The sequence below is a fragment of the Salinicola sp. MIT1003 genome, from assembly GCF_001858555.1.
GTDB lineage: Bacteria > Pseudomonadota > Gammaproteobacteria > Pseudomonadales > Halomonadaceae > Salinicola > Salinicola salarius.
In genome coordinates this window covers 83,795-104,707 of sequence record NZ_MCAP01000057.1, presented here as the reverse complement: position 1 = coordinate 104,707, position 20,913 = coordinate 83,795, and the positions used below count along the sequence as shown (strand labels likewise).

The 20,913-nt window shown below is 63.8% G+C and carries 21 protein-coding genes; 11 read left to right on the top strand and 10 right to left on the bottom strand.

Annotation, left to right across the window (positions count from 1 at the left end; genetic code table 11):
• Positions 1–75 precede the first annotated feature (75 nt).
• Complete coding sequence (locus BC443_RS15535) at positions 76–2,043, top strand: diguanylate cyclase (protein ID WP_071232741.1); 1,968 nt, start codon at positions 76–78, stop codon at positions 2,041–2,043.
• Between the two features lie 76 nt (positions 2,044–2,119).
• Here the strand turns inward: BC443_RS15535 and tadA are convergent, their stop codons facing one another.
• Positions 2,120–2,605, bottom strand: coding sequence for a tRNA adenosine(34) deaminase TadA (gene tadA / locus BC443_RS15530; RefSeq protein WP_071232813.1), 486 nt, complete (start codon positions 2,603–2,605; stop codon positions 2,120–2,122).
• 115 nt (positions 2,606–2,720) lie between these two features.
• On the opposite strand from tadA, the gene BC443_RS15525 reads away from it, so the two are divergent.
• Complete coding sequence (locus BC443_RS15525) at positions 2,721–3,548, top strand: acyl-CoA thioesterase II (RefSeq protein ID WP_071232740.1); 828 nt, start codon at positions 2,721–2,723, stop codon at positions 3,546–3,548.
• A 205-nt stretch (positions 3,549–3,753) separates the two neighbouring features.
• Here the strand turns inward: BC443_RS15525 and BC443_RS15520 are convergent, their stop codons facing one another.
• Entirely contained in the window at positions 3,754–4,824 is a 1,071-nt protein-coding gene (locus tag BC443_RS15520; RefSeq protein ID WP_071232739.1) for an NAD(P)-dependent alcohol dehydrogenase, read from the bottom strand.
• Between the two features lie 196 nt (positions 4,825–5,020).
• Here BC443_RS15520 and BC443_RS15515 point away from each other — a divergent pair, with 196 nt between their 5' ends.
• The gene (locus tag BC443_RS15515) at positions 5,021–5,956 is read left to right on the top strand and encodes an AraC family transcriptional regulator (protein WP_083387455.1); all 936 of its coding nucleotides are present in this window, start codon (positions 5,021–5,023) and stop codon (positions 5,954–5,956) included.
• Positions 5,957–5,984: 28 nt separating this feature from the next.
• Here BC443_RS15515 and BC443_RS15510 read toward each other — a convergent pair whose 3' ends face one another.
• A complete protein-coding gene (locus BC443_RS15510; RefSeq protein WP_071232738.1) occupies positions 5,985–6,725 on the bottom strand; it encodes a TSUP family transporter in 741 nt (246 codons plus the stop codon).
• A gap of 185 nt (positions 6,726–6,910) precedes the next feature.
• Here BC443_RS15510 and BC443_RS15505 point away from each other — a divergent pair, with 185 nt between their 5' ends.
• Entirely contained in the window at positions 6,911–7,342 is a 432-nt protein-coding gene (locus tag BC443_RS15505) for a hypothetical protein (RefSeq protein WP_071232737.1), read from the top strand.
• Here BC443_RS15505 and BC443_RS15500 read toward each other — a convergent pair whose 3' ends face one another.
• From BC443_RS15500 to BC443_RS15480, 5 genes are all read right to left on the bottom strand, one after another.
• Positions 7,343–7,867, bottom strand: a complete 525-nt coding sequence (locus tag BC443_RS15500) for a GNAT family N-acetyltransferase (protein WP_071232736.1) — start codon at positions 7,865–7,867, stop codon at positions 7,343–7,345.
• Between the two features lie 84 nt (positions 7,868–7,951).
• Positions 7,952–8,410 (bottom strand): META domain-containing protein, encoded by a 459-nt coding sequence (locus BC443_RS15495; RefSeq protein ID WP_139284344.1) that lies wholly within the window; start codon positions 8,408–8,410, stop codon positions 7,952–7,954.
• Positions 8,411–8,502: 92 nt separating this feature from the next.
• Entirely contained in the window at positions 8,503–9,951 is a 1,449-nt protein-coding gene (gene dacB, locus BC443_RS15490) for a D-alanyl-D-alanine carboxypeptidase/D-alanyl-D-alanine-endopeptidase (protein ID WP_071232735.1), read from the bottom strand.
• A gap of 160 nt (positions 9,952–10,111) precedes the next feature.
• Entirely contained in the window at positions 10,112–10,441 is a 330-nt protein-coding gene (locus tag BC443_RS15485) for a multidrug efflux SMR transporter (protein ID WP_071232734.1), read from the bottom strand.
• Between the two features lie 12 nt (positions 10,442–10,453).
• Positions 10,454–11,230 (bottom strand): methyltransferase domain-containing protein, encoded by a 777-nt coding sequence (locus tag BC443_RS15480; RefSeq protein ID WP_071232733.1) that lies wholly within the window; start codon positions 11,228–11,230, stop codon positions 10,454–10,456.
• 468 nt (positions 11,231–11,698) lie between these two features.
• On the opposite strand from BC443_RS15480, the gene BC443_RS15475 reads away from it, so the two are divergent.
• The 7 genes from BC443_RS15475 to BC443_RS15445 all read left to right on the top strand — a co-directional run bounded on the left by BC443_RS15475 (position 11,699) and on the right by BC443_RS15445 (position 19,178).
• Positions 11,699–13,576 carry a beta-ketoacyl synthase gene (locus BC443_RS15475; protein WP_071232732.1) on the top strand — a complete coding sequence of 626 codons (1,878 nt, stop codon included), beginning with the start codon at positions 11,699–11,701 and terminating at the stop codon, positions 13,574–13,576.
• Between the two features lie 89 nt (positions 13,577–13,665).
• Positions 13,666–14,175 (top strand): pantetheine-phosphate adenylyltransferase, encoded by a 510-nt coding sequence (gene coaD, locus BC443_RS15470; RefSeq protein WP_071232731.1) that lies wholly within the window; start codon positions 13,666–13,668, stop codon positions 14,173–14,175.
• 1 nt (position 14,176) lies between these two features.
• Positions 14,177–14,425, top strand: coding sequence for a YfhL family 4Fe-4S dicluster ferredoxin (locus tag BC443_RS15465; RefSeq protein ID WP_071232730.1), 249 nt, complete (start codon positions 14,177–14,179; stop codon positions 14,423–14,425).
• Positions 14,426–14,622: 197 nt separating this feature from the next.
• On the top strand, positions 14,623–15,939 hold the full coding sequence (locus tag BC443_RS15460) for an MATE family efflux transporter (RefSeq protein WP_071232810.1): 1,317 nt from the start codon (positions 14,623–14,625) through the stop codon (positions 15,937–15,939).
• 74 nt (positions 15,940–16,013) lie between these two features.
• On the top strand, positions 16,014–17,327 hold the full coding sequence (locus BC443_RS15455; protein ID WP_071232729.1) for a short-chain fatty acid transporter: 1,314 nt from the start codon (positions 16,014–16,016) through the stop codon (positions 17,325–17,327).
• A gap of 181 nt (positions 17,328–17,508) precedes the next feature.
• Complete coding sequence (locus BC443_RS15450) at positions 17,509–17,997, top strand: acyl-CoA thioesterase (protein ID WP_071232809.1); 489 nt, start codon at positions 17,509–17,511, stop codon at positions 17,995–17,997.
• A gap of 113 nt (positions 17,998–18,110) precedes the next feature.
• Positions 18,111–19,178 carry an ion transporter gene (locus BC443_RS15445; RefSeq protein ID WP_071232728.1) on the top strand — a complete coding sequence of 356 codons (1,068 nt, stop codon included), beginning with the start codon at positions 18,111–18,113 and terminating at the stop codon, positions 19,176–19,178.
• A 39-nt stretch (positions 19,179–19,217) separates the two neighbouring features.
• Here BC443_RS15445 and BC443_RS15440 read toward each other — a convergent pair whose 3' ends face one another.
• A complete protein-coding gene (locus tag BC443_RS15440; RefSeq protein ID WP_071232727.1) occupies positions 19,218–20,273 on the bottom strand; it encodes a hypothetical protein in 1,056 nt (351 codons plus the stop codon).
• Between the two features lie 135 nt (positions 20,274–20,408).
• Entirely contained in the window at positions 20,409–20,726 is a 318-nt protein-coding gene (locus BC443_RS15435) for an I78 family peptidase inhibitor (protein ID WP_071232726.1), read from the bottom strand.
• Positions 20,727–20,913 lie beyond the last annotated feature (187 nt).

Here is a 20,913-nt window from a genome sequence, read left to right as displayed (position 1 = left end):
CCAGACTGTCACCGGATTGTCGCCGAGTTGTCGCTGGGCTGTCGTCGGCAGCCGCGGTGGAGAACCCTAACGTCTATGTCGATGGTGTTGTCCCGTCTGTCGTTGTATCTGGCACTTCCGGCCTTGCTGCTGGGTCTCTGGCCAGACGGCGAGCCAGACCAGTACTGGATCCTTCTGCTGCTTGGCCTGCTGTGGCTGGGTCAGTTCGCTGCCCTTCGTCAGCGGATCGGGACCAGTCGCTGGCTGCTGATTCCCACCGGTATCCTGACCCTGGCGATCATCGCCACCTTTCTCATCGCGGAACACTGGGTCAGCGTCGATCTCTGGCAACGCGGGCTCGATTTTCTGCCAGGCCATTGGGAGCTCTTCCACAGCCGCCCACCCATTCTCGCGCTGTGCATGATCTTCGGGCTGATTCTCAATGTGCTGCTGCTGTCGCGGCTGGGCCTGGGCTCCCCCATCACGCTGCTGCTGGTGGCCATGTGCGGCGCCTGGCTCGGCTATCGCTCGCTGACTCCACCACCGGAACATGCCTCCAGCCTGAACGGTATCCCGTTGCCGATGCTGGTGGCGCTATGGCTGTTGTGGGCCGCTCAGGGGCTATCGCTCTTTCCGACGCTACGACGCTACTGGCGGCGAATTCTGCTACCGCTCCTGGTCGGTGGCTTGATCGCGCTGCTGGCCATGGTCAGCTGGCAGGAGCAGCGCCAGACGGATGACCTGCGCCTCTACGCCCTCGCCGCCAGCGAGGGCAACAGGATCGCGACTCTGCTGGCCACGGAAACCGACGATCACGTCAAGGCCATGCGACGCTTCGCCAGTTTCTGGAACATGCTGGGGCACGTGCCCACACGCTCGGAATGGGAACAGCAGGCCAAACGCTATCACGACGATTTCGGCTACTTCCGTAACATTGCCTTCATCGACCTCGATGGCACCGTCATCCGCGTCTATCCGCTGCGCGGCAATCAATCCACCCTCGACCTCAATCTCTACAAGTCGTACACGTTGGCCAGGAAAGCACTGGACCGATCGCTGATCTACGGCATCGAGGGGCAGACCGGCATCGTCGACTTCCTTCAGGGCGGGCGCGGCATCATCAATTATCTGCCGGTGCGCAACCTGGTCGATGGCACGCTGCTGGGCGCGGTCAGCATGTCGGTCAGCGTCGACACTCTGCTCAATTCGTTGCTCGCGCAAACCAGCAACAGGAATCAAGCCATCACGCTCAGCGGCAACGGCCAGCTCTATTTCCATTATGGCCCGCTCGGCGACCTGGCCGACTGGCGCTATCAACAGATGGTCGAGATGGGCACCGACCGGCTCATCCTCAGCGTGAGACCCTCCTTGTCCTGGTTACAGGCGATGCGGAGCAGGCTACCGGAAATCACCCTGATCTTCGGCATTCTGCTCGCCTATCTGTTGCATATGGTGCTCTACATCTATCGGCGTCTGGCGCACCAGCATCGTCTGGCCAATCAGGCCAACGCCTCGCTACGCGAAGAGATCAAGGAGCGAGAACGGCTTCAGCAGGAAATCGAATGGATCGCCAGTCACGACGAGTTGACCCAACTGCCCAATCGGCGCGAGTTGATGCATTGGATGGATGCCTGCGAGCATCCCTTGCCACTGGCGGTATTGATCTGCGATCTCGATCACTTCAAGAGCGTCAACGACCATTTCGGGCATCTGGAGGGGGATCGTTACCTCAAGACGATCGCCGAGCGCTGCCGCCTGCCGGTGGAGCGCGCGGGTGGAATGTTCGCCCGCTACGGCGGCGAGGAGTTCGTCGCCTGTCTGCCGAATTGCGACCGCCATATGGCCGGGAAGATCGCCGAATCGATACGCCGAACGGTCGCCCAGAGCGGCCTCGTGCTACCTAACGACGAGCCGGTGACGCTGAGCATCGGGGTCAGCGTCACCGACTCGCTCCCGTTGCAGCGCAACCGGATTTTCCAGACCGCCGACGATTCGCTGTACCGCGCAAAGCAGGAGGGCCGCAATCGCGTCGTGCTTGCCGAGCCGTCCGAATCGACGCTTTAAGCTCTGTCTGAAAACGCAGACATTTTTCAGACACAGCGTAGGGTCGGACAGAAGCTCCCCCTTCGCGCCGGCTCGGTCAGTTCGAAGAGCCCCCCGGTGACGCATCATGCTGGCGACGTTCCCGAAAGAACTGCTGGAGCAACCGCTTCGCCGGGGCGGCAAGCACGCCTCCGTCGATCTCGACGCGGTGATTGAACCAGGGCTGTGCGAAGAGATTGGCACGGGATTCGACCATGCCGCCCTTGGGTTCGGCGGTGGCGTAGACGACCCGGCGAATACGGGCATGGATGATCGCGCCCGTGCACATCAGGCAGGGCTCGAGGGTGACGTAGAGCGAGCACTCGTCCAGCCGATAGTTGCCCAGTGCCAGCGCCGCGCTGCGCAGCGCCTGCACTTCGGCATGGGCGGTCGGGTCCTTCCCCTCGACCGGGCAGTTGTAGCCGACCCCGATCACCGTGCCCGCGGCATCGACCACCACGGCACCAACCGGCACCTCGCCACTGTCGAACGCCCGTTGCGCCTGCTCCAGCGCACGGTGCATGTAGAATTCGTCGCTACGTATCATGACCGTCCCGTATTGCCCATCCGGCGTCGCGGCGAGTCGTCGGCGAGCAGGATATACTCGTGACGAATCTGGTTCGAAAAGCCTTCATCGACGCGCCATCAAGGATACCCGAATGACACAAGCGCTGAACGACCTTATCCAGCTTCTTGGCCTGGAAGCGCTGGAGGAGAACCTGTTCCGCGGCCAGAGCCAGGATCTGGGACTGCCCCAGCTGTTCGGAGGTCAGGCCCTCGGACAATCCGCCGCCGCCGCTACCCGCACGGTCCCCGAAGACCGCTTTTTGCACTCGCTGCACGGCTATTTCCTGCGCCCCGGCGATGCCCAGTTGCCAGTCGTCTATTCCGTCGATCGCGTTCGCGATGGCGGCAGTTTCACCACGCGTCGGGTCACGGCGATTCAGAAAGGCAAGCCGATATTCTTCTGCAGCGCTTCCTTCCAGGGGCGTGAACACGGCCTGCACCACCAGCCTACCGCGCCCGACGTGCCGTCGCCGGAAGCGTTGCTGGCGGAGGGCAAGGCGGTCCATCAGCGCTTTCGCGGTCATCCCGTCGAGTTCATCACGGTGGAAGAGCGCCATGACTGCCCCCCCTCGCGAATGATCTGGTTTCGCATGGGCAGCGGGACTATACAAGACGAGGGCATGCCGTCGGACCCGGCCCTGCACCGTTACCTGCTCGCCTACAGCTCTGACTTCAACCTGCTGCTGACCTCGCTGCTGGCGCATGATGTGGAATTCGGCGACCCGCGGCTGCGCATCGCCAGCCTGGACCACGCCTTGTGGATCCATCAGGACCCGAAGATCGACGAGTGGCTGCTGTACGTGATGGAGAGCCCGTGGGCGGGCGGCGCCCGCGGTTTCGCCCGCGGCAGCTTCTACGATCGCGATGGCCATTTGATCGCCTCCACCGCACAGGAAGGACTGGTCAGGGTTCAGTCCTGAGCCGCGAGCCGCGAGCCGCGAGCCGCGAGCCGCGAGCCGCGAGCCGCGAGCCGCGAGCCGCGAGCCGCGAGCCGCGCAATCAGGATGTTGCTCCTGTAACGAAAACCGCCAGTGACATTATCACTGGCGGTTTTCTTAGCTCTTAGCTCTTAGCTCTTAGCTCTTAGCTCTTAGCTCTTAGCTCTTAGCTCTTAGCTCTTAGCTCTTAGCTCTCTTTGATCGACGCCATATCGATCACGAAACGGTATTTCACGTCGCCCTTCTGCATCCGCTCCCAGGCTTCGTTGATCTGATCGATGTTGATCATCTCGACGTCGCAGGTAATGCCATTCTCGGCGCAGAAATCCAGCACTTCCTGGGTTTCCGGCATGCCGCCGATCAGCGAGCCGGCTAGCACGCGGCGACGGAATATCAGATTGGCACCGGAAATTGCCGGATCGAGCGGTTCGAGCAGCCCGACCAGAATGTGCGTGCCGTCCGGCTTCAGCGCATTGAGATAGGGGTTGATGTCGTGCTGCACCGGCACCGTGTCGAGCATGAAGTCGAAGGTCTCGGTGACTGCCTGCATCTCGTCTTCACTGGTGGAGATCACGACATGGTCGGCGCCCTGCTTCTTCGCTTCGGCCTTCTTTGACTCGGAGCGCGTGAACAGCGTCACCTCGGCACCCAGCGCCTTGGCGAGCTTGACCCCCATGTGACCGAGGCCGCCCATGCCGATGACGCCTACCTTGTCGCCCGGCTTGACACCGTAATGCTTCAGCGGCGAATAGGTGGTAATGCCGGCGCACAGGATCGGCGCGGCAGATTTGAGATCAATGCCGTCGGGCATGCGCACCACGAAGCGCTCGCTGACCACGACCTTATCGGAATAGCCGCCCTGCGTCAGCGTGCCGTCGTGCTTGTCGGGGCTGCCGTAGGTCATCACGAAGCCTTCAGCGCAGTAGTTCTCGAGGCCAGCGTTGCACGCCTTGCACTCGCGGCACGAGTCGACCATGCAGCCGACGCCGACCAGATCGCCGACCTGGTACTGGCTGACTTCGTCACCCACGGCGGTAACGCGGCCCACGATCTCGTGGCCCGGCACGACCGGATAGGAGGACATGCCCCAATCGTCTTGGGCGAAGTGGAGATCGCTGTGGCAGACGCCGCAGTAGAGGATCTCGATCGAGACATCGTCCGGACGCGGCGCACGCCGCTCGAAGTTCCAGGGCGCCAACGGCGTGGTGGCGGAATGCGCGGCATAACCCTTGGCAGGTGTGGCAGTAGCTTGTGCCATGTTTCTGACTCCCCATAACGATGGGTGAATGGACGGGATCGTGGGCACAGTGTGGTCTACAACGTCCTCGGCAGCCATGCCGTTTCCTGCGCAACATCTGCTCGATCCTCCGAATCTCGCAAGGCCATTACCCCTATCGAGCCGTGCTCATGCACAATACGCTGACCTTGTTCATCTTCCTCAGCGCGAGGTCGCCATGCTCGATCGTCTCCCTGCCTCCTCTCTTCAGGATCGTGCGTCCCGGGATCCCGCTTTCGGCTCCTCGAACGCCCGCGACGCCTGGGCGTTCCAGCTGGCCCGAACGCTGGCGCCGCTGGCCAGCACCGACGGCTTTTCCGACACGGCCATCGATGGCGTCAAACTGATCGCCTCGGAATGCAGTCACTCGCGCACGCCGCTGATCTACGAGCCGGGGCTGTTCATCATCGCGCAGGGAGACAAGGTCGGCTACCTGGGAGACAGGGTGATTCACTACGGCCCCGGCAACTATCTGGTACAGGCGATGCCGTTGCCGTTCGAATGCGAGACGCTCACCCGCCCGGATGCCCCGTTACTGGGCCTCTCCATCGGCGTGGATCCGCTGATGCTGAGCGAACTGGTGCATCATCTGCCCGCGCCGCCCCCTCTCGACCGCGGCTCTCCCGAGCCCATGGCGGCCGTGGCCCTCGATGCACCGATGGCGGAAGCGGTACAACGCCTGGCGTCGTGCCTGCAGGATGAACACACCAGCCGCGCGCTGGGCGCAGGCCGAGTACGGGAAGTGCTGTTCGCCGCGCTCAACGGCCCGCAGGGCCAGTCGCTTCGTCAACTGGTGCAGCAGCAGGGGCACTACGCCCGCATTGCCGAATCGCTGAACTACCTCCACCGTCACTTCGCCCTGCCGTTGACGGTGGAAACGCTTGCCGAGCGCGCCAACATGAGCGCCTCGCACTTTCACCACCACTTCAAGCGCGTGACTCAGCTCTCGCCAGTGCAGTATCTCAAGCGCCTGCGACTGCTTCGGGCTCGAATGCTGCTCGGCCAGCAGCGCGTCAACGTCGCGCGCGCCGCCGCCGATGTCGGCTATCGCAGCACGTCGCAGTTCAGTCGCGAGTACAAGCGCTATTTCGGCGTCAGCCCATCCCAAGGCTGAATGGGTGGGAGCTCGGCCCGTGATATTGCTAGGCCAGAAGCCCCATCAAACCGCGAATCAGGTAATAAGCGCCCACCACCGTGACGATCCAGCGCGTCCAGTAGCGGAAGCCGGCATCCGTCAGCCGCGACAGGATCAGATTGCCGGTGCGCGTTCCCAGGAACGCGAAGGGAATCGCCAGTGCCACCCAGCCCCACTCGCCGCTGTCCATCGCCACCGCCGCCTGCCAGTAATAGAGAATCTTGAGGGTGTGGGCGATGACCTGAATGGTCGCCTTGGTCGCCACCACGGTGCGCCGGTCGAGCTGGGTGCGGATGAATCCGATGTCGATGGTCGGGCCGGAAACCCCGACGGCGATGGTCAGGCCGCCGGAAACGATGCCACACATGACCGCATGCCCGGGCCGCGAGACATCGAAGTGGAACCAGCGCTTGGGAATCCACACCATGACCGGCATCAGCCCCAGCACGATCAGTACCACCGTCTCGCTGGGCGAATAGCGCACCAGCATCAGCAAGGCCGCCGAGATCAGGACGCCACAGGCGATCATGCCGACGATGCGCCAGGCGATGAATCGGCGCGACAGCCAGGCTCGCGACGCGTTGGCGGTGAGCTGGATCACCCCGTGTACCGCGATCGCCGTTGCCGCCGGCAGCCAGGCAAGCAAGAAGCCTAGCAGGATCAATCCGCCAGCCATGCCGAACACGCCGGACAACACCGAGGTCGAGAACACTACGGCCAGAAAAAGCAACGCAACGGGTATCGCCATGCGGGGTCTACACTCCAATGACGGGCCACGATAGCCCATGAAAAATGCCACGAGATTCTGCGAGCGTGAGCCCGCCATCCTGAAAGCCATGATTGCCGCTCTATCAATCGGCAACCACTAACCAGCAACGACCAACCAGCAACGACCAACCAGCAACGACCAACCAGCAACAAGGAATGTTCCCAATGCGCCGTTCTAACTTGCACTCCATTCCTGTTTCTCTTGCCGCAGCCCTGCTCACGCTGGCCGGTTCCGCCCACGCCTCCAGCGATGCGGCGTGGGCAGAACACGACCGCGCCGTCGTCGAGCAGTGCCAGAACGCCAGTCAGTTCCCGGATGCCGCGCCGGCCGGCGACCCCGTACCGTTCGATGACGAAGCCGGCATGACGGCACTGCTGATCCAGGGGCACTATTCACAGGATCATATGAACGGAGAGGCCGGCCGCGAGCTCTGCCTGTTCCTGCGCAGCAGCCAGGAAGTCTACATGGCAGACGCCGACAAGCTCGCAATCGGCTCCGATGCCCTGCCCAGCACACCGACCGATGCGATCAACGAGAGCGCCGAGACCCAGGAGGCTGAGCATGCGCCATCGGCCCCGACCGATGACGATCCCTGATCACCCCGAGACAGGATTCGTCGGCGTCGCCAACACCCGTTGATAGAACGCCAGGTCGAGCCAGCGATCGAACTTGTAGGCCGCCTGGCGCACGGTCCCCGCGTGGACGAAGCCCAGCTGTTCGTGCAGCGCGATGCTCGGCGTGTTGGACGCGTCGATACCGCCGATCAGGGTGTGGTACTGCTGTGCCTCGGCGCGTTCGATCAGCGCTGTCATCAATTGCCGGGCCACGCCGCGTTGACGAAAGTGGCGGTCCACGTAGACGGAATGCTCGACGCTGTAGCGGTAGGCGGCATGAGGGCGAAACGGGCCATAGCTGGCAAAGCCCATCAGCCGCCCACTCTCGTCGTCGAGCATGCCGATGACCGGAAAGTTGCCATCGCGCTTGGTCTGGAACCAGTTCTCGACGAACGCCGCGGTGCGTGGCTGGTATTCGTAGAGTGCCGTGGTGTTGAGAATGGCATCGTTGAAAATCGCCAGCACAGCTTCACCGTGCGGGCCGAACTCGCAGTCGATCAGGGTCAAGGTTCGGTTCTCATGATCAGGTCAGGTATCGTCAGCTCGGAAGTCGTCAGGCCGAGAGCCTAGCGCATAGTCCAGGCGCGCAGTCTAATACAGCGCGTTGGCCTTGAGCTCGGCCAGCGCTCGATCGTCAGCGTCCTGCAGCACCAGTGACTGGCCCACGAGCGCATAGTGCGCCGTCTCGGAGAGCGCCGCCAGCCACGCCTGTTCGAGTGTCGCCATGTCACCCGGGCATGCCATCCGGGTCGAAGCGAGCCGGGAGAAGGTCAGCGTGTCCCCTTCAAGCCGATAGCTGCCCATCAGCCGGTTGCAGCCGGTCGAACCGGAAACGCGCCCGTCTTCACCGAGAACCAGATGCGCTTCACGCCGGCCGTCCGCCACGGTCACCGGCTTGCCGTCGAGCAGCATCAACTTCCAGTAGGTGCCGACCAGGTCCTCGCTGGCGGTTTGCGTGGTGACGTCAGGATTCGTGGCACAGCCGGAAACGGCCATGACGGCAACGACAGCCACCGAGACGGCGATCAAGTGTTTAAGGCGTGATAGCACGATGAGGTCCTCTTCAAAAGAACGTACGGAAAGCGCGTTTCGATCATGCCGGGGCGACCGGAAACAGGCCGGTCGCCGCGTCGGGTTGCAGGCTAGTGGCGTTCGATCATCGCGGTCAGGTCATCAGAGACCAGCGGCAGCGTCTCCCGCCAGGAAAGATAAGGCGTCGACCCGGTGCCGTTGACCAGCACCGCGAAGCTGCCCCAGCGCCCGCTCTCGGTACGAAAATAGCCGGCAATGGCACGTACCGTCACCGGCTCGTTGAGCGTGCCCGTCTTGATCATCACGTGATCCTGGAACGTCTGGCTGCCGCGACGGATGAAGTGCATCGGCCCGTTGGTGGGTACCTGCATGCCGGCCACAAAAGTGGGGAACAGCGACGCGCGTCCATACATCGCGCCGAGCAGCGCGTTGACGCTCTGCGCCGAAACGCGATTTTCCGGCGTCAGACCGCTGCCGCTACGCAGGGTCACCGCGCTGTGCCCCGGCAGGCCGGCGGCGAAACGTTCCAGCTCGCGGCCGGCATCCGACAGGTTCTGCTGCGTGCCGGAGGTCAGGTCCAGCGCCAGCGTGTCGGCCATGAAATTGTTCGAATAATTGAGCGTGCGCAGCAGCAGCTCCTGCAGCGGCTTGCCCTCGACGGCGGCCAGCGGCTGCGCGGTGGACGGCGGCGCCTGGCGACTGACGGCGTAGCCGCCGCTGACCGTAATGCCGGACTGGCGCAGCAGCGACAGCAGCGTCTGGCCGGTCTGGTCGGCAGGATCGGAGCTGGCCTTGTAGACCGGGCGCGGATAGCTGCCGGCCGGTATCTGCCCGCTGACCCGCAGCGTATCGCCCTGGCTGTCGGTGATCCGCCTGGCGTAGAGCTTGGCCGAGCCGCCAGCGGCAACGGTGGCGACGTCGTTCTCGATGCGAATGGTCGGCGCCACCGTATCGCAGCTGGTGACCCGCGCCGGCTGCCCGACGATCCCCGGCATCACCGTGGCGCACCAGCTGCCGTAGTTGATCGCGGCAGAAGAGAGCAGCGCCGCGTAGGCGTTGGTGCCTTCCGTCTGCGTCTCGCAGCGATCGGTGGTAATGCAGGTCACCGGGCCGAAGCGCCACTGGCTGACCACCAGTTGGCCATCGACGCTGGAGACACCGAGCTCCCGCAGTTTCTGAATCAAGCGCCAGAGTTCTTCGGAGGTCAGCGCCGGGTCCCCGCCGCCTTCCAGCACCAGATCGCCGTGCAGTACGCCATTGCCATCGAGCGTGCCGGTGGAGACGAAACGCGTGGTAAAGCGATGCTGCGGCCCCCAGCGATCCAGCGAAGCGGCCGCGGTGTAGAGCTTGGTGACCGAAGCCGGTGACAATGACTGCGCCGGATTGATGGCGCCGAGAACCTCGCCGCTATCGAGCAGGCGCGCCTGGGCGCTGACCACGAAACCTTTATCCGCAAGCCGGGCGACATGCTCGAACCCGGCCGCCTGCGCGGCGATGGTGAAGACAGAGAGGGATAACGCACCGAGAAACAGAGAACTTCGACCTAGCCATCGCCGCATAATGGGATGCTCGCTCCAAAGAAAAATGAGGGCCAATCTCATCCAGAGCGTACCAATTAACTCACTGAGAATGCGATGCCCCATGTCATGTTCCAGTGGCGAAAGACGCGATCGTGATGAAAGCGCCAGTGGCAGGAAAGACGCCAGAGTGACGAGAGCCTCAGTGCGACGATAGACGCGAGAACACCTGGATGATGGCGACTCCGGCGATGATCAGCCCCATGCCAAGATAAGCGGGCAGGTCCGGCTTTTCGCCGTAGAACACGATGCCGATCACCGTCACCAGCACGATGCCGAGCCCCGCCCAGATCGCGTAGGTAATACCGACCGGCAATGACTTGAGCACCAGCGACAGCGCATAGAACGAAAAGCCGTAGCCGACCACCACGATCACGCTCGGCAGCAGCCGTGAAAAGCCGGCGGAAGCTTTCAGCGAACTGGTCGCCACGACTTCGGCGACGATCGCCAGCGCTAGCAGCAGATAGCTCATCGGGCTTGATTCCTATTCGGTTGAGGGAGACTCGGTTGAGGGCGACTCGGTGAAAGTCGATTCGGTTGAGTCCGATTCAGCCGAGGCAGTTGCGTCGAACCCCGTCGTCGACAGATCGACTCGGTAGCGCCATAGCGTCTGGCCGCTCTCGACGTATTTTTGTTCGAACGGCGTCAGGAAAGTCTGTTCGAACGGCGTCATCAACGCTCCACCCGGTGCGTAGGAGTCGATCTCGCCTTCGAGACCACGGAGCGTCTTCACGCCCAGCGCGAACTCCTGAACGTAGATCGCCCAGTTGGAGCGCAACTCGAGCATACCCCCAAGGGCGAGTATCGCCGGAAAGACCGGATGCCCCTGCCAGCGCTTCTTGAGCTGCGTGCTCTTGGGGTAAGGATTGGGATAGAGCAGGAAGTGCCGCGCCGGCCGCCACTCGGCTGCCACCGCCAGGCGCCAGAAATCGACCAGATCGGCGCGCACCAGCAGCGCGTTGTCCGGCAGGGCGCCATGGTCGCGTGACAGCCGCTGCTCGCTGCGATCTACCCCCAGCACGGCGTGGTCGGGATAGCGCTCCGCCAGCCGGCGCGTGGAGAGGCCTACGCCGCAACCGGCATCGAGAATCAGCGGCCGATGTTGATCAGCCAGCCACTGTGCCGCCCCCTCGAAGGCGATCCGCGTGTGCTCGGCGGGCGGACGTTGCCAGGCGCTGTCCCGGGCACGCTGAACGCGGCGCACCAGATCCTGGTGCGGCCCCTGCTGACTGGAAGTGATGGCGCGCGAAGACGCTTGCATGGCAATTACCGTTGTAAGGATGAGGCCCGTTAAAGGTTGTGTCCCGTTGAAAGGAGAGTACCGTTTACGACTGACGACAGAGCGCGCATTCTAGCAGCCACGACGTCGGCATTCCTGCCGCCGTGGCGCCGGCTCCCGCGACGCGTTCGTGGACGAGCCACCCACGCGGCATGACGGCGCGCGCGCGCAGGTGTATCATCCCAGCCCACATTCAGCCAATCCTGGCAATACGGCCTTCGATGGCATGCGCGATGACTGTCCCCCGCTCGTTCCGGGGCCATTTTTCACCGACTCAGGGCTCTCCTCCACCGGCTCGGGGCTACCCTTCGCCGATTCGAGGTCGACAGCGCAAGCCTTTGCCGGGGATGCCCTTTCATCGCAGTTTCGTCATCTCCATGTCATCGTTCACCGATTGCCCCCAATGTTCACGAGGGACGTGGCTTGTCACATTTACCGGTAATCGTCGGTATGGGCGGCGTCAACGCCGCGGGTAGAACGTCCGGGCACCAGGCCTACCGCCGCACGATTCTCGACGTTCTGCCAACGGCCGAACAGACTCGTACGCTTGTCGCACTGGCAACCCTGATGCAACTGGTCACCTCCCGGGAGGACGGCCAGTGGCAAAGCGCCGACGGCGAGATTCTGAGCGAACAGGCGGTCGTCAGCCGCTATCGCGAGTACATTCTCAAGCATACGCTGATCCGTCGCATCGAGGATGACGCCTTCGGGGAGGCCGGCATTCCCGGCAACCGTGAAGTGCGGATGACGCTCGATAGCCCCTTGCGCTTCACCGCGTCGCGACGCCAGTTGCCGCAGCCGCTGCCCGCGGGCTGGCAAGTGCGCGAGCTCGACAAGCAGACGGTCGAGGTCAGCGTTCCCGCCGGGACGCTGGATGCGCTGCTGCCCGAACGGCGCCAGGCGCTGGTGCGCGCTGCCGGCCGCCTGCCGGAAGGCTTCGCGCCGGACAGCTTCTATCGCAGCGTGCATCATCCACGCGGGCTGTCGATGGCGATCTTCGGTGTCAGCGACTGCCTCGGCCAGAGCGGGCTCGACTGGGAGTCGCTGCGCGACCGGGTGGACCCGGACGCCATCGCCGTCTATGCCGGCAACTCGATCGGCCAGTTGGACGACGCCGGCTGGGGCGGCATGCTCAAGAGCTTCGTCACCGGCAGCCGCACTACCTCCAAGCAGATGCCGCTGGGCTACGGCCAGATGCCGGCGGACTTCCTCAACGCCTACGTTCTGGGGAGCGTCGGGGGAACCGGCGCGGTTCAAGGCGCCTGCGCCACGTTCCTCTACAACCTGCGCCTGGGTATCGACGATATCCGTCACGGCCGCCGCCGCATCGTCATGGTCGGCACCAGCGATGCGCCGGTGACGCCGGAAATCATCGAAGGATTCCGCGCCATGAGTGCGCTGGCCGATGACCAGAGCCTGATGGCGCTCGACGCCCTCGAGCTGCTGACCGATGAGGACTACCAGCGCGCCTGCCGTCCGTTCGCCCGCAACTGCGGCTTCACCATCGCCGAAGCGTCGCAGTTCGTGCTGCTGATGGACGACTCGCTGGTACTCGAGACCGGCGCCCAGATCCTGGGTTCCGTGCCCGAGGTGAACGTCAACGCGGATGGCTGGAAGCGCTCGATCTCGGCGCCCGGCATCGGCAACTATCTCACCCTGGGCAAATCCGTCTCGCTGGCTACCTCGATCCTCGGCGAACGGAGCGTGCGCCAGCGCAGCTATCTGCATGCCCACGGCACCAGCACGCCGAAGAACCGCACCACCGAGTCGCATATCTTCGATCAGGTGGCGCGCGCCAACGGCATCGAGAACTGGCCGGTCGCCGCGATCAAGGCGTTCATCGGCCACTCCCAGGGCAGCGCCGCCGGGGACCAGATCGCCAGTGCCCTGGGCACCTTCGCCCACGGCTGGGTGCCGGGCATCCCGACGCTCGACGCGGTCGCCGACGATGTTCACGCCGAACGGCTGCGCTTCTTCCAGGCGCCGATCGAGCTCGAGACCGACTGCAGCTTCATCAACGCCAAGGGCTTCGGCGGCAACAACGCCACCGGCCTTTTGCTGTCGCCGCAGGTCACCGAACGCCTGCTGGCCCAGCGCCACGGCCAGCGCGCGCTCGACGACTGGCGGCATCGTCGCGAGCAGACCCTCGCCGCCGCCGCGCAGCACGAAGCCACCGCCGATGCCGGGCGATTCGATGTCATCTATCGCTTCGGCGAGGGCGTGCTGGAAGGGCCGGAGCTGGAAGTCGGTCGCGACTCGATCCGCATCCCCGGCTATGCCAACCCGGTGTCACTGAAGGTCGACAATCCTTTCGGTACACTGGATTGAGTTTGAACGTCTCGGGTCCGGGTACGGCAGCGCGTGCGAACCTCGCACCGTCCGCCGGCCCCGTTCCCGGCCATCGCGGAGCCTTCTGAATGCAGAATACCGTCGTCTATCCCGGCACGTTCGATCCGATCACCAACGGTCATCGCGATCTGATCCATCGGGCTGCGCGGATCTTCGACAAGGTCGTGATCGCGGTCGCGGAGAGCCCGCGCAAGCAGCCGACGCTCTCGCTAGAGGAGCGCGAGGCGCTGGCGCGGGAAGTGGTCGCCGAATGGCCCAACGTCGAGGTGATCGGCTTCAACGGTCTGCTCACCGAACTGCTGGCACAGCAGCAGGCACGCATCATCCTGCGCGGGCTGCGGGCGGTATCGGATTTCGAATACGAAATGCAGCTGGCCAACATGAACCGCGCTCAGGCGCCGGACGTCGAGACACTGTTTCTGACGCCCGAGATCGAGAACTCCTATATTTCCTCGACCCTCGTGCGCGAGATCGCGCGCCTCGGCGGGGACGTTTCCCAACATGTATCGCCGTGCGTGGCCGAAGCCCTGCAGCGGCGATTCGCGGCAGACGGCGGTCACCCGTCGCGAGGACGTTGATATGGCCCTGATGATTACCGATGAATGCATCAACTGCGATGTCTGCGAGCCGGAATGCCCCAACGATGCGATCTCGCCCGGCGAGGAGATCTACGTCATCGATCCGAACCGCTGCACCGAGTGTGTCGGTCACTTCGACGAGCCCCAGTGCCAGCAGGTCTGTCCGGTGGACTGCATTCCGCTCGACCCCGAGCGTGAAGAGACCAAGGACGAACTGATGGAGAAATACCGGATCATCACCGCGGCCTGACAGCCGCGCGCCTGCCACGACACCGAATCGCCGCCGCTTCCGGCGGCGCTTTCGTTTGTGCCGCCCGGCTCGACGGCACCGTGCCGCTGAAGGCCAAGGCCCGAACACGACCAACGGAGACGAGACACCCAGTGGGCCGCACCGACACTTCCCCGAGCAAGCCGGGTCACGACGCCAGACGCTATACCACCCGCCATATCTGGAAACTGGCGTGGCCGATCATCCTCTCCAACATCACCGTACCGCTGCTCGGCCTGGTGGATACGGCCGTGGTCGGCCATCTGCCGGATTCACGCTATCTCGCCGCGGTGACGCTGGGCGCGACGCTGTTCAGCTTTCTCTACTGGGGCTTTGGCTTTCTGCGCATGGGCACCACTGGCCTGACCTCCCAGGCCGTCGGGCGCGAGGACGACAGCGGCGTAAGGCTACTGCTGGCCCAGTCGCTGGTGATGGCGGTCGCGATCGGGCTGGCCTTGATCGTACTGTCGAAACCGCTGATCGATTTCGGCCTGTGGCTGCTCGACGGCAGCGAAGCGGCGATGTCGCTGGCCGCCAGCTACGCCCATATCCGGATCTTCTCGGCACCGGCGGTGCTGGCCAACTACGCCATCCTTGGCTGGTTCATCGGCCAGCAGAAGACGCGTATCACCCTGGCGATCCTGCTGCTCACCAACGGCGTCAACATCGTGCTCGACCTGCTGTTCGTGGTCGGCTTCGGGCTGGCCAGCGACGGCGTGGCCTGGGCCTCGTTGATTGCCGACTACAGCGCGCTGGCCTTCGGCCTGTGGCGGGTCGCCGTCCATTGCCGCCAGTTGGGCGGATCGCTGTCGCGTCAGGCGCTATGGGTGTGGCAGCACTACTCGGCGTTGATCCGCGTCAATCAGCATCTGTTCGTGCGCACGCTGGGACTGCTGTTCGCCCAGGCGTTCTTCACCGCTCAGGGTGCCAATTTCGGCGACACCGTGCTCGCCGCCAACGCCGTGCTGCTGCAGTTCATCATGCTCACCTCCTTCGCGCTGGACGGTTTCGCCAACGCGGCCGAAGCGTTGACCGGGCGTTCCGTGGGCCGGCGGGACTGGGACGACTTCGGCGACGCCGTGCGGGCCGCCGGCAAGCTGTCGCTGCTGGTGGCGGGGGCATCGATGCTGCTGTTCGCGATTGCCGGCGATGGCCTGATATCGCTGCTGACCGATCTGCCGGCAGTGCGCGCCACGGCCGCCGACTATCTGCCCTGGATGATCGCCATGCCGGCACTGGCGGTGTGGAGCTACCTGCTCGACGGCGTCTTCATCGGCGCCACCGAAAGCCGCGCCATGCGCGACACCATCTGGCTGGCGATCGCCTTCTACCTGCCGGTGTGGTGGCTGACACAAGGCTACGGCAACCACGGCCTGTGGTTCTCGTTTCTGTTGTTCACCCTGGTACGCTCGGCCTCGCTGGGTGCCTGCTATCTCCGCTACCGCCGGACCCGCTGGTCCTACGGCGCCGAAATCGCCCCGGAATCAAGACGCTAGACCAAGGTTGACTGATGACGGATCGAAGGATGCGTTAGGCTCGCGCTACCTTTTCTCCAACGAGTGACCCCATCATGTTGCAGCGTCTCTCACGCCCGGCGGTCAAGCTGGTCGAGCGCTACCTGCCCGACCCCTACATCTTCGTGTTGCTGCTGACGATCGTCGCGGCGCTGGCGGCGATGCTGTTCGAGCAGCGCTCGCCACTGGCGGTGATGCAGTACTGGGGCAACGGCTTCTGGGGGCTGCTGTCGTTCTCGATGCAGATGCTGCTGGTGCTGGTCACCGGCTTCATGCTCGCCAACTCACCGCCGATCAAGCGCCTGCTGGACAGGCTCGCCGCTACCGCCCGGACGCCTGCCAGCGCGATCATCCTGGTGACTCTGGTTTCTCTCGCCGCCAGCTGGATCAACTGGGGCTTCGGCCTGGTGATCGGCGCGCTGTTCGCCAAGGCGCTGGCGCGACAGATCCGGGTCGACTACCGCCTGTTGATCGCCAGCGCCTATTCCGGCTTCGTCGTCTGGCATGGCGGCCTGGCCGGTTCGATCCCGCTCACCATCGCCACACCGGGGCATTTCAGCGAGGACCAGATCGGCATCATTCCCACCTCGCAGACCATCTTCGCCGGCTACAACCTGATCATCGTCGTCGCGCTGTTCGTGATCATGCCGCTGATCAATCGCTGGATGATGCCGGCGGAGGACGAGAGCGTCTTCGTCAGCCGCGAGCAGCTCGCGGAGCCTGAAAGCCCCGACCGCAACGCCATCGAGCGCCCGGCGGACCGGCTGGAAAACAGCACTCTCCTGTCGATGCTGGTCGGCGTTCCGGGCCTGCTCTATCTGGTTCACTACTTCTTCTTCGCTGGCGGCGGGCTCAACCTCAACAGCGTCAACTTCCTGTTCCTGTCGCTCGCCATCGTCCTTCATCGTACTCCGCGCAGCCTGCTCGCGAGCCTCAACGAGGCGATCAAGGGCGGCGCCGGCATCGTGATCCAGTTCCCGTTCTATGCCGGCATCATGGGGATCATGATGCAGTCCGGCCTGGCACAGTCGCTCTCCGAGCTGTTCGTTGCCATCGCCAATGCCGATACGCTGCCGTTCTGGTCGTTCATCAGCGCCGGCATCGTCAACCTGTTCGTCCCTTCCGGCGGCGGCCAGTGGGCGGTGCAGGCGCCGGTCATGCTGCCTGCCGCCGAAGCGCTGGGCGCCGATGTCTCGCGCGTGGCGATGGGCGTCGCCTGGGGCGATGCGTGGACCAATCTGCTGCAGCCGTTCTGGGCGCTGCCGGTGCTGGCCATCGCCGGGCTCAATGCCAAGGACATCATGGGATTCTGTCTGATCCAGCTGGTGGTCACGGGGGTGGTGATCGGCCTTGGGCTGACCCTGCTCTAGGTTCCGCCGAAAGCGGTCTGCATGGATCTGGTCGGCGGTTCGACTATCGAGCCGATTGATGGGCAGTCGCGGTGAAACGTGTTACATCTGGCGCACAATCATTCCTGTACTGGATTTGTCTGCACTGGATTTCGAGGATACCGTGACGCCCGATGACCTGCCTCGTCAGCACGAGCTGTCGATGACCGTACTCATGACTCCCGACATGGCCAACTTCAGTGGCAAGGTGCATGGCGGGGCGATTCTCAAGAAACTCGATGAAGTCGCCTACGCCTGTGCCAGCCGCTATGCCGGCAGCTACGTGGTGACGCTTTCCGTCGACCAGGTGCTGTTCAAGCAGCCGATCCACGTCGGCGAGCTGGTCACCTTCCTGGCTATGATCAATCACGTCGGCCGCTCGTCGATGGAAGTCGGCATCAAGGTGCTGGCGGAATCGATCCAGGAGCGGGTGATCCGACACACCAACAGCTGCTACCTGACCATGGTCGCCGTCGACAGCAGCGGCAAACCGGTCCCCGTGCCGGCGCTGGAATTGAAGACACCGCTGCAGAAGCTACGCTTCGAGAAGGCCGCGTTACGCAAGAAACTGCGCAAGCAGGAAGCGGAAGAGGAGCGTAACGCCATGGCCGAACACCTCAAGGCGTACCCGACCGATCGGCTCGACGGCTAGACCGGCGCCGTCCTTGCCTGGCGACGTCTGACGACATCTGACGACGCCTGAATGGCGCTTCAATCGCGCCATCAATGCACCTCGACCACAGCCCCTGCGAACAAGGACGTTCGATGCCTGAGACCCGCTCCCGCCAACCCCGCGCCACACGGCGGCTCAGCCTCCTCAGCGAGCGGATGCTGATGATCTGGGATTTCGCCGTCGTCATCCTGGTGGCGATCAACCTGGCGTTGCTGCTGTTCGACAGCCTGTTCCTGATTCCGCCGCTCAATGCCGCCTTCGCTGCCGTGGCACCGGGTCTGCACGACGCCTACGCGTCGACCATCCGGGCCAATTTCTTCGAGATCGACCTCTGTTTCGTCGCCATCTTCATGCTCGACGTGCTGCTGGGCTGGGCGATAGCCATCGCCCAGCGGCGCTATGCTCGGTGGTTCTTCTATCCGTTCGTGCACTGGTATGACGTGCTCGGCTGCATTCCGCTGGCCGGCTTCCGGCTGCTGCGCGTGCTGCGTATCATCTCGCTGTTGATACGTCTGCAGCGCCTGGGCGTGATCGACATCACCCGCTGGCGCCTCTATCGCTTCTACCGTACTTACTACGGGGTGCTGATGGAGGAGATTTCCGATCGCGTCGCCATCAACCTGCTCGGTGACATACAGGACGAGATCCGCGACAGCGAACACCTGACCCAGCGTATTTCGACCGAGGTGATCCAGCCGCGCAAGGCTGCGCTGGTCGACGAGATCGCCGCACGCCTGGAGCGAACTATCGACAAGGGCTATGCGGAGAATCATCAGCAGGTTCACCGCTACGTTGCCGCGCTGGTGAGCAGAACGATGGCGGAGAACGACGAGCTGCGTCGCCTGCGCAGCCTACCCATGGGCGACGCCGTCGCCGAGGGTATCGAGCGTAGCCTGAGCGACATCGCCAGCCGCGTGGTCCACGAGGCCATCGACGGCCTGCGTTCGCCCCACTTCCACTCGCTGATGACCGATCTGGTCGGCAGCGGCGTCGATGCCTGGCTCCAGGTCGACAACAGGACCGATAAGGTCACCCAGCAGGTACTGATCGACATGCTGGAACTGCTCAAGGAACAGGTCGCCGTGAAGCGCTGGAAAAGCGAGCTCAGCGAGCCTCGGACACGGCACGACGCTCGTCCGAGTCGCGAGCCCGGCGCCTGACCTGGTCGGTCAGGCGTCAGACCGTCGGCGCCTTCGGCGTCACTCGATGATCCGCAGCACGGTATAGGGCGCCTCGCACGCTTCCCGTTCGTCACGCTCGTCGATCCGCCCCAGGGTCATGTCGCGGTCGTTGTCGTAGGCCACGAACAGCCGCTCTGTATCGAGCACCGCCAGCCCCTCCGCCTTGTGCTCGAACTCCAGCACCTCGCCATGGGCGTCCTCGACGATCGACGGGCCGACGTCGCGGGTCAGATCGGCCAGCGGCATCGACCACAGATAGCCACCGGTCTGCTCGCCCGCCTCGTCCTCGATCTCGAAACTCGCCATCAGGTAGAGGCGATCGTTGTAGGGGTCGTACTCGAGACTCGAAAGCCCGCAGACATGACGAACGCCAGCGTACTCCGAGGGCTCGAAGCGATAGCGCTCGCAAAGCTTGTCGACGAACTCGAGATTGCCGTCGGCCGTCATGCGGTAGTGAACGCCCACCAAGCGTGCCACGTACTCGAAATCGTCGTAGGCCTGACCCTGTTCGCGCACGCCGAACAGCAGCAGACCATCGCACTTTTCGCCAAGGTCGGTCAGCGCCGGGACCGCTGCCAGCCCTTCGATCTTGTAATACGGCAGGCCGATCGCTTCATCGAGCTTGCGCCGCAACTCCAGCGAGCCCCCGACGCCGTCGCGCGGATCCGGGTCCACGACCTGGACGCGATCCGGCTCGCCCACCGGCCAGACCAGCAGATGGTTGTAGGCATTGAGCGCGTGACTCTCGTCGTCGATGCGGTCGAAGCCGGTCGTCGCCAGGATATAGCGACCATCGACGGTCAGGGCGAAATCCTCGTACTTGACCGCGTGCCGGATGGCATCCGCGGTCAGGTACTGGATACTGTCCGGATCCGGCAAGCCATCGATCAACTCGAAAGCGAACGCCGCGGAACGCTCGTCGCCGGGGATCGGCTTGTCGCTGGCCAGAATCAGACGCTCGCCGTCGAAGACCACGGCCGAGACTTCGACATTGACCAGCGAGCCGTTTTCGTACTTCAGCCCGCGAGGAAAGCAGTGCAGCGTGCCTTCGTTGAGGATCTCGGTGCGTAACATGGGGTCTCCTTGCTGAATGCTGCGGCAACGTCTTTCGAGAGGCTGTCCGATCTGCCGGAGCGCCACTGGCTGGCAGATTTCTGAAACGTCGAGGGCCGGTCTTTGGCCGGCCCTCGAAATATTCCTTTCTAGCGCTTAACCACAGGTGATATCCGTGATCATGCGCTGATCGTCGACCTTGATGTTGAGCCGTTCTGAACGATAATCCATCGTGTAAGCCTTGCCAGGTTCCATGACCCGGATCTCGGCGGCACGCGAGCGATCCGCGATATGCGCCTGCAGATCGTCCGTCAGGATCTGCCCTACCAGACTGCCGACGGTCTGGGCACCGCAGGCATCTTCGGGAACCGGCTTCACGTCCGGCGGCCGAGGCGCCTCGTCGGGCTTGGGCGCGGTGCTGCAACCCGCCAGTAGAAAACCGCTCACGATCAACGCCGCACCAGGAAACTTCATGTCCTACTCCTCATTGGATCCACTTCGGATGAATCCATCCTAGCAGCTAGCGCCAGGCTCGGCATCGGCTGGTCGGCCGGGCGCAGTATCGCTAGACTCAAACCTTGGCCTGACCAGGTTCATCATTTGGCCCTCGACAACAGCCGTCCCGGACGGACGCCCACAACAATCGAGTCTGCAAGCTCGA

Excerpts from the sequence above, each read along its gene's own strand:
- BC443_RS15535 (WP_071232741.1), top strand. The coding sequence starts at position 76 with ATGTCGATGGTGTTGTCCCGTCTGTCGTTGTATCTGGCACTTCCGGCC.
- BC443_RS15525 (WP_071232740.1), top strand. The coding sequence starts at position 2,721 with ATGACACAAGCGCTGAACGACCTTATCCAGCTTCTTGGCCTGGAAGCG.
- BC443_RS15520 (WP_071232739.1), bottom strand. The coding sequence starts at position 4,824 with ATGGCACAAGCTACTGCCACACCTGCCAAGGGTTATGCCGCGCATTCC.
- BC443_RS15515 (WP_083387455.1), top strand. The coding sequence starts at position 5,021 with ATGCTCGATCGTCTCCCTGCCTCCTCTCTTCAGGATCGTGCGTCCCGG.
- BC443_RS15510 (WP_071232738.1), bottom strand. The coding sequence starts at position 6,725 with ATGGCGATACCCGTTGCGTTGCTTTTTCTGGCCGTAGTGTTCTCGACC.
- BC443_RS15505 (WP_071232737.1), top strand. The coding sequence starts at position 6,911 with ATGCGCCGTTCTAACTTGCACTCCATTCCTGTTTCTCTTGCCGCAGCC.
- dacB (WP_071232735.1), bottom strand. The coding sequence starts at position 9,951 with ATGCGGCGATGGCTAGGTCGAAGTTCTCTGTTTCTCGGTGCGTTATCC.
- BC443_RS15485 (WP_071232734.1), bottom strand. The coding sequence starts at position 10,441 with ATGAGCTATCTGCTGCTAGCGCTGGCGATCGTCGCCGAAGTCGTGGCG.
- BC443_RS15480 (WP_071232733.1), bottom strand. The coding sequence starts at position 11,230 with ATGCAAGCGTCTTCGCGCGCCATCACTTCCAGTCAGCAGGGGCCGCAC.
- BC443_RS15475 (WP_071232732.1), top strand. The coding sequence starts at position 11,699 with ATGGGCGGCGTCAACGCCGCGGGTAGAACGTCCGGGCACCAGGCCTAC.
- coaD (WP_071232731.1), top strand. The coding sequence starts at position 13,666 with ATGCAGAATACCGTCGTCTATCCCGGCACGTTCGATCCGATCACCAAC.
- BC443_RS15465 (WP_071232730.1), top strand. The coding sequence starts at position 14,177 with ATGGCCCTGATGATTACCGATGAATGCATCAACTGCGATGTCTGCGAG.
- BC443_RS15455 (WP_071232729.1), top strand. The coding sequence starts at position 16,014 with ATGTTGCAGCGTCTCTCACGCCCGGCGGTCAAGCTGGTCGAGCGCTAC.
- BC443_RS15450 (WP_071232809.1), top strand. The coding sequence starts at position 17,509 with ATGACCGTACTCATGACTCCCGACATGGCCAACTTCAGTGGCAAGGTG.
- BC443_RS15445 (WP_071232728.1), top strand. The coding sequence starts at position 18,111 with ATGCCTGAGACCCGCTCCCGCCAACCCCGCGCCACACGGCGGCTCAGC.
- BC443_RS15440 (WP_071232727.1), bottom strand. The coding sequence starts at position 20,273 with ATGTTACGCACCGAGATCCTCAACGAAGGCACGCTGCACTGCTTTCCT.
- BC443_RS15435 (WP_071232726.1), bottom strand. The coding sequence starts at position 20,726 with ATGAAGTTTCCTGGTGCGGCGTTGATCGTGAGCGGTTTTCTACTGGCG.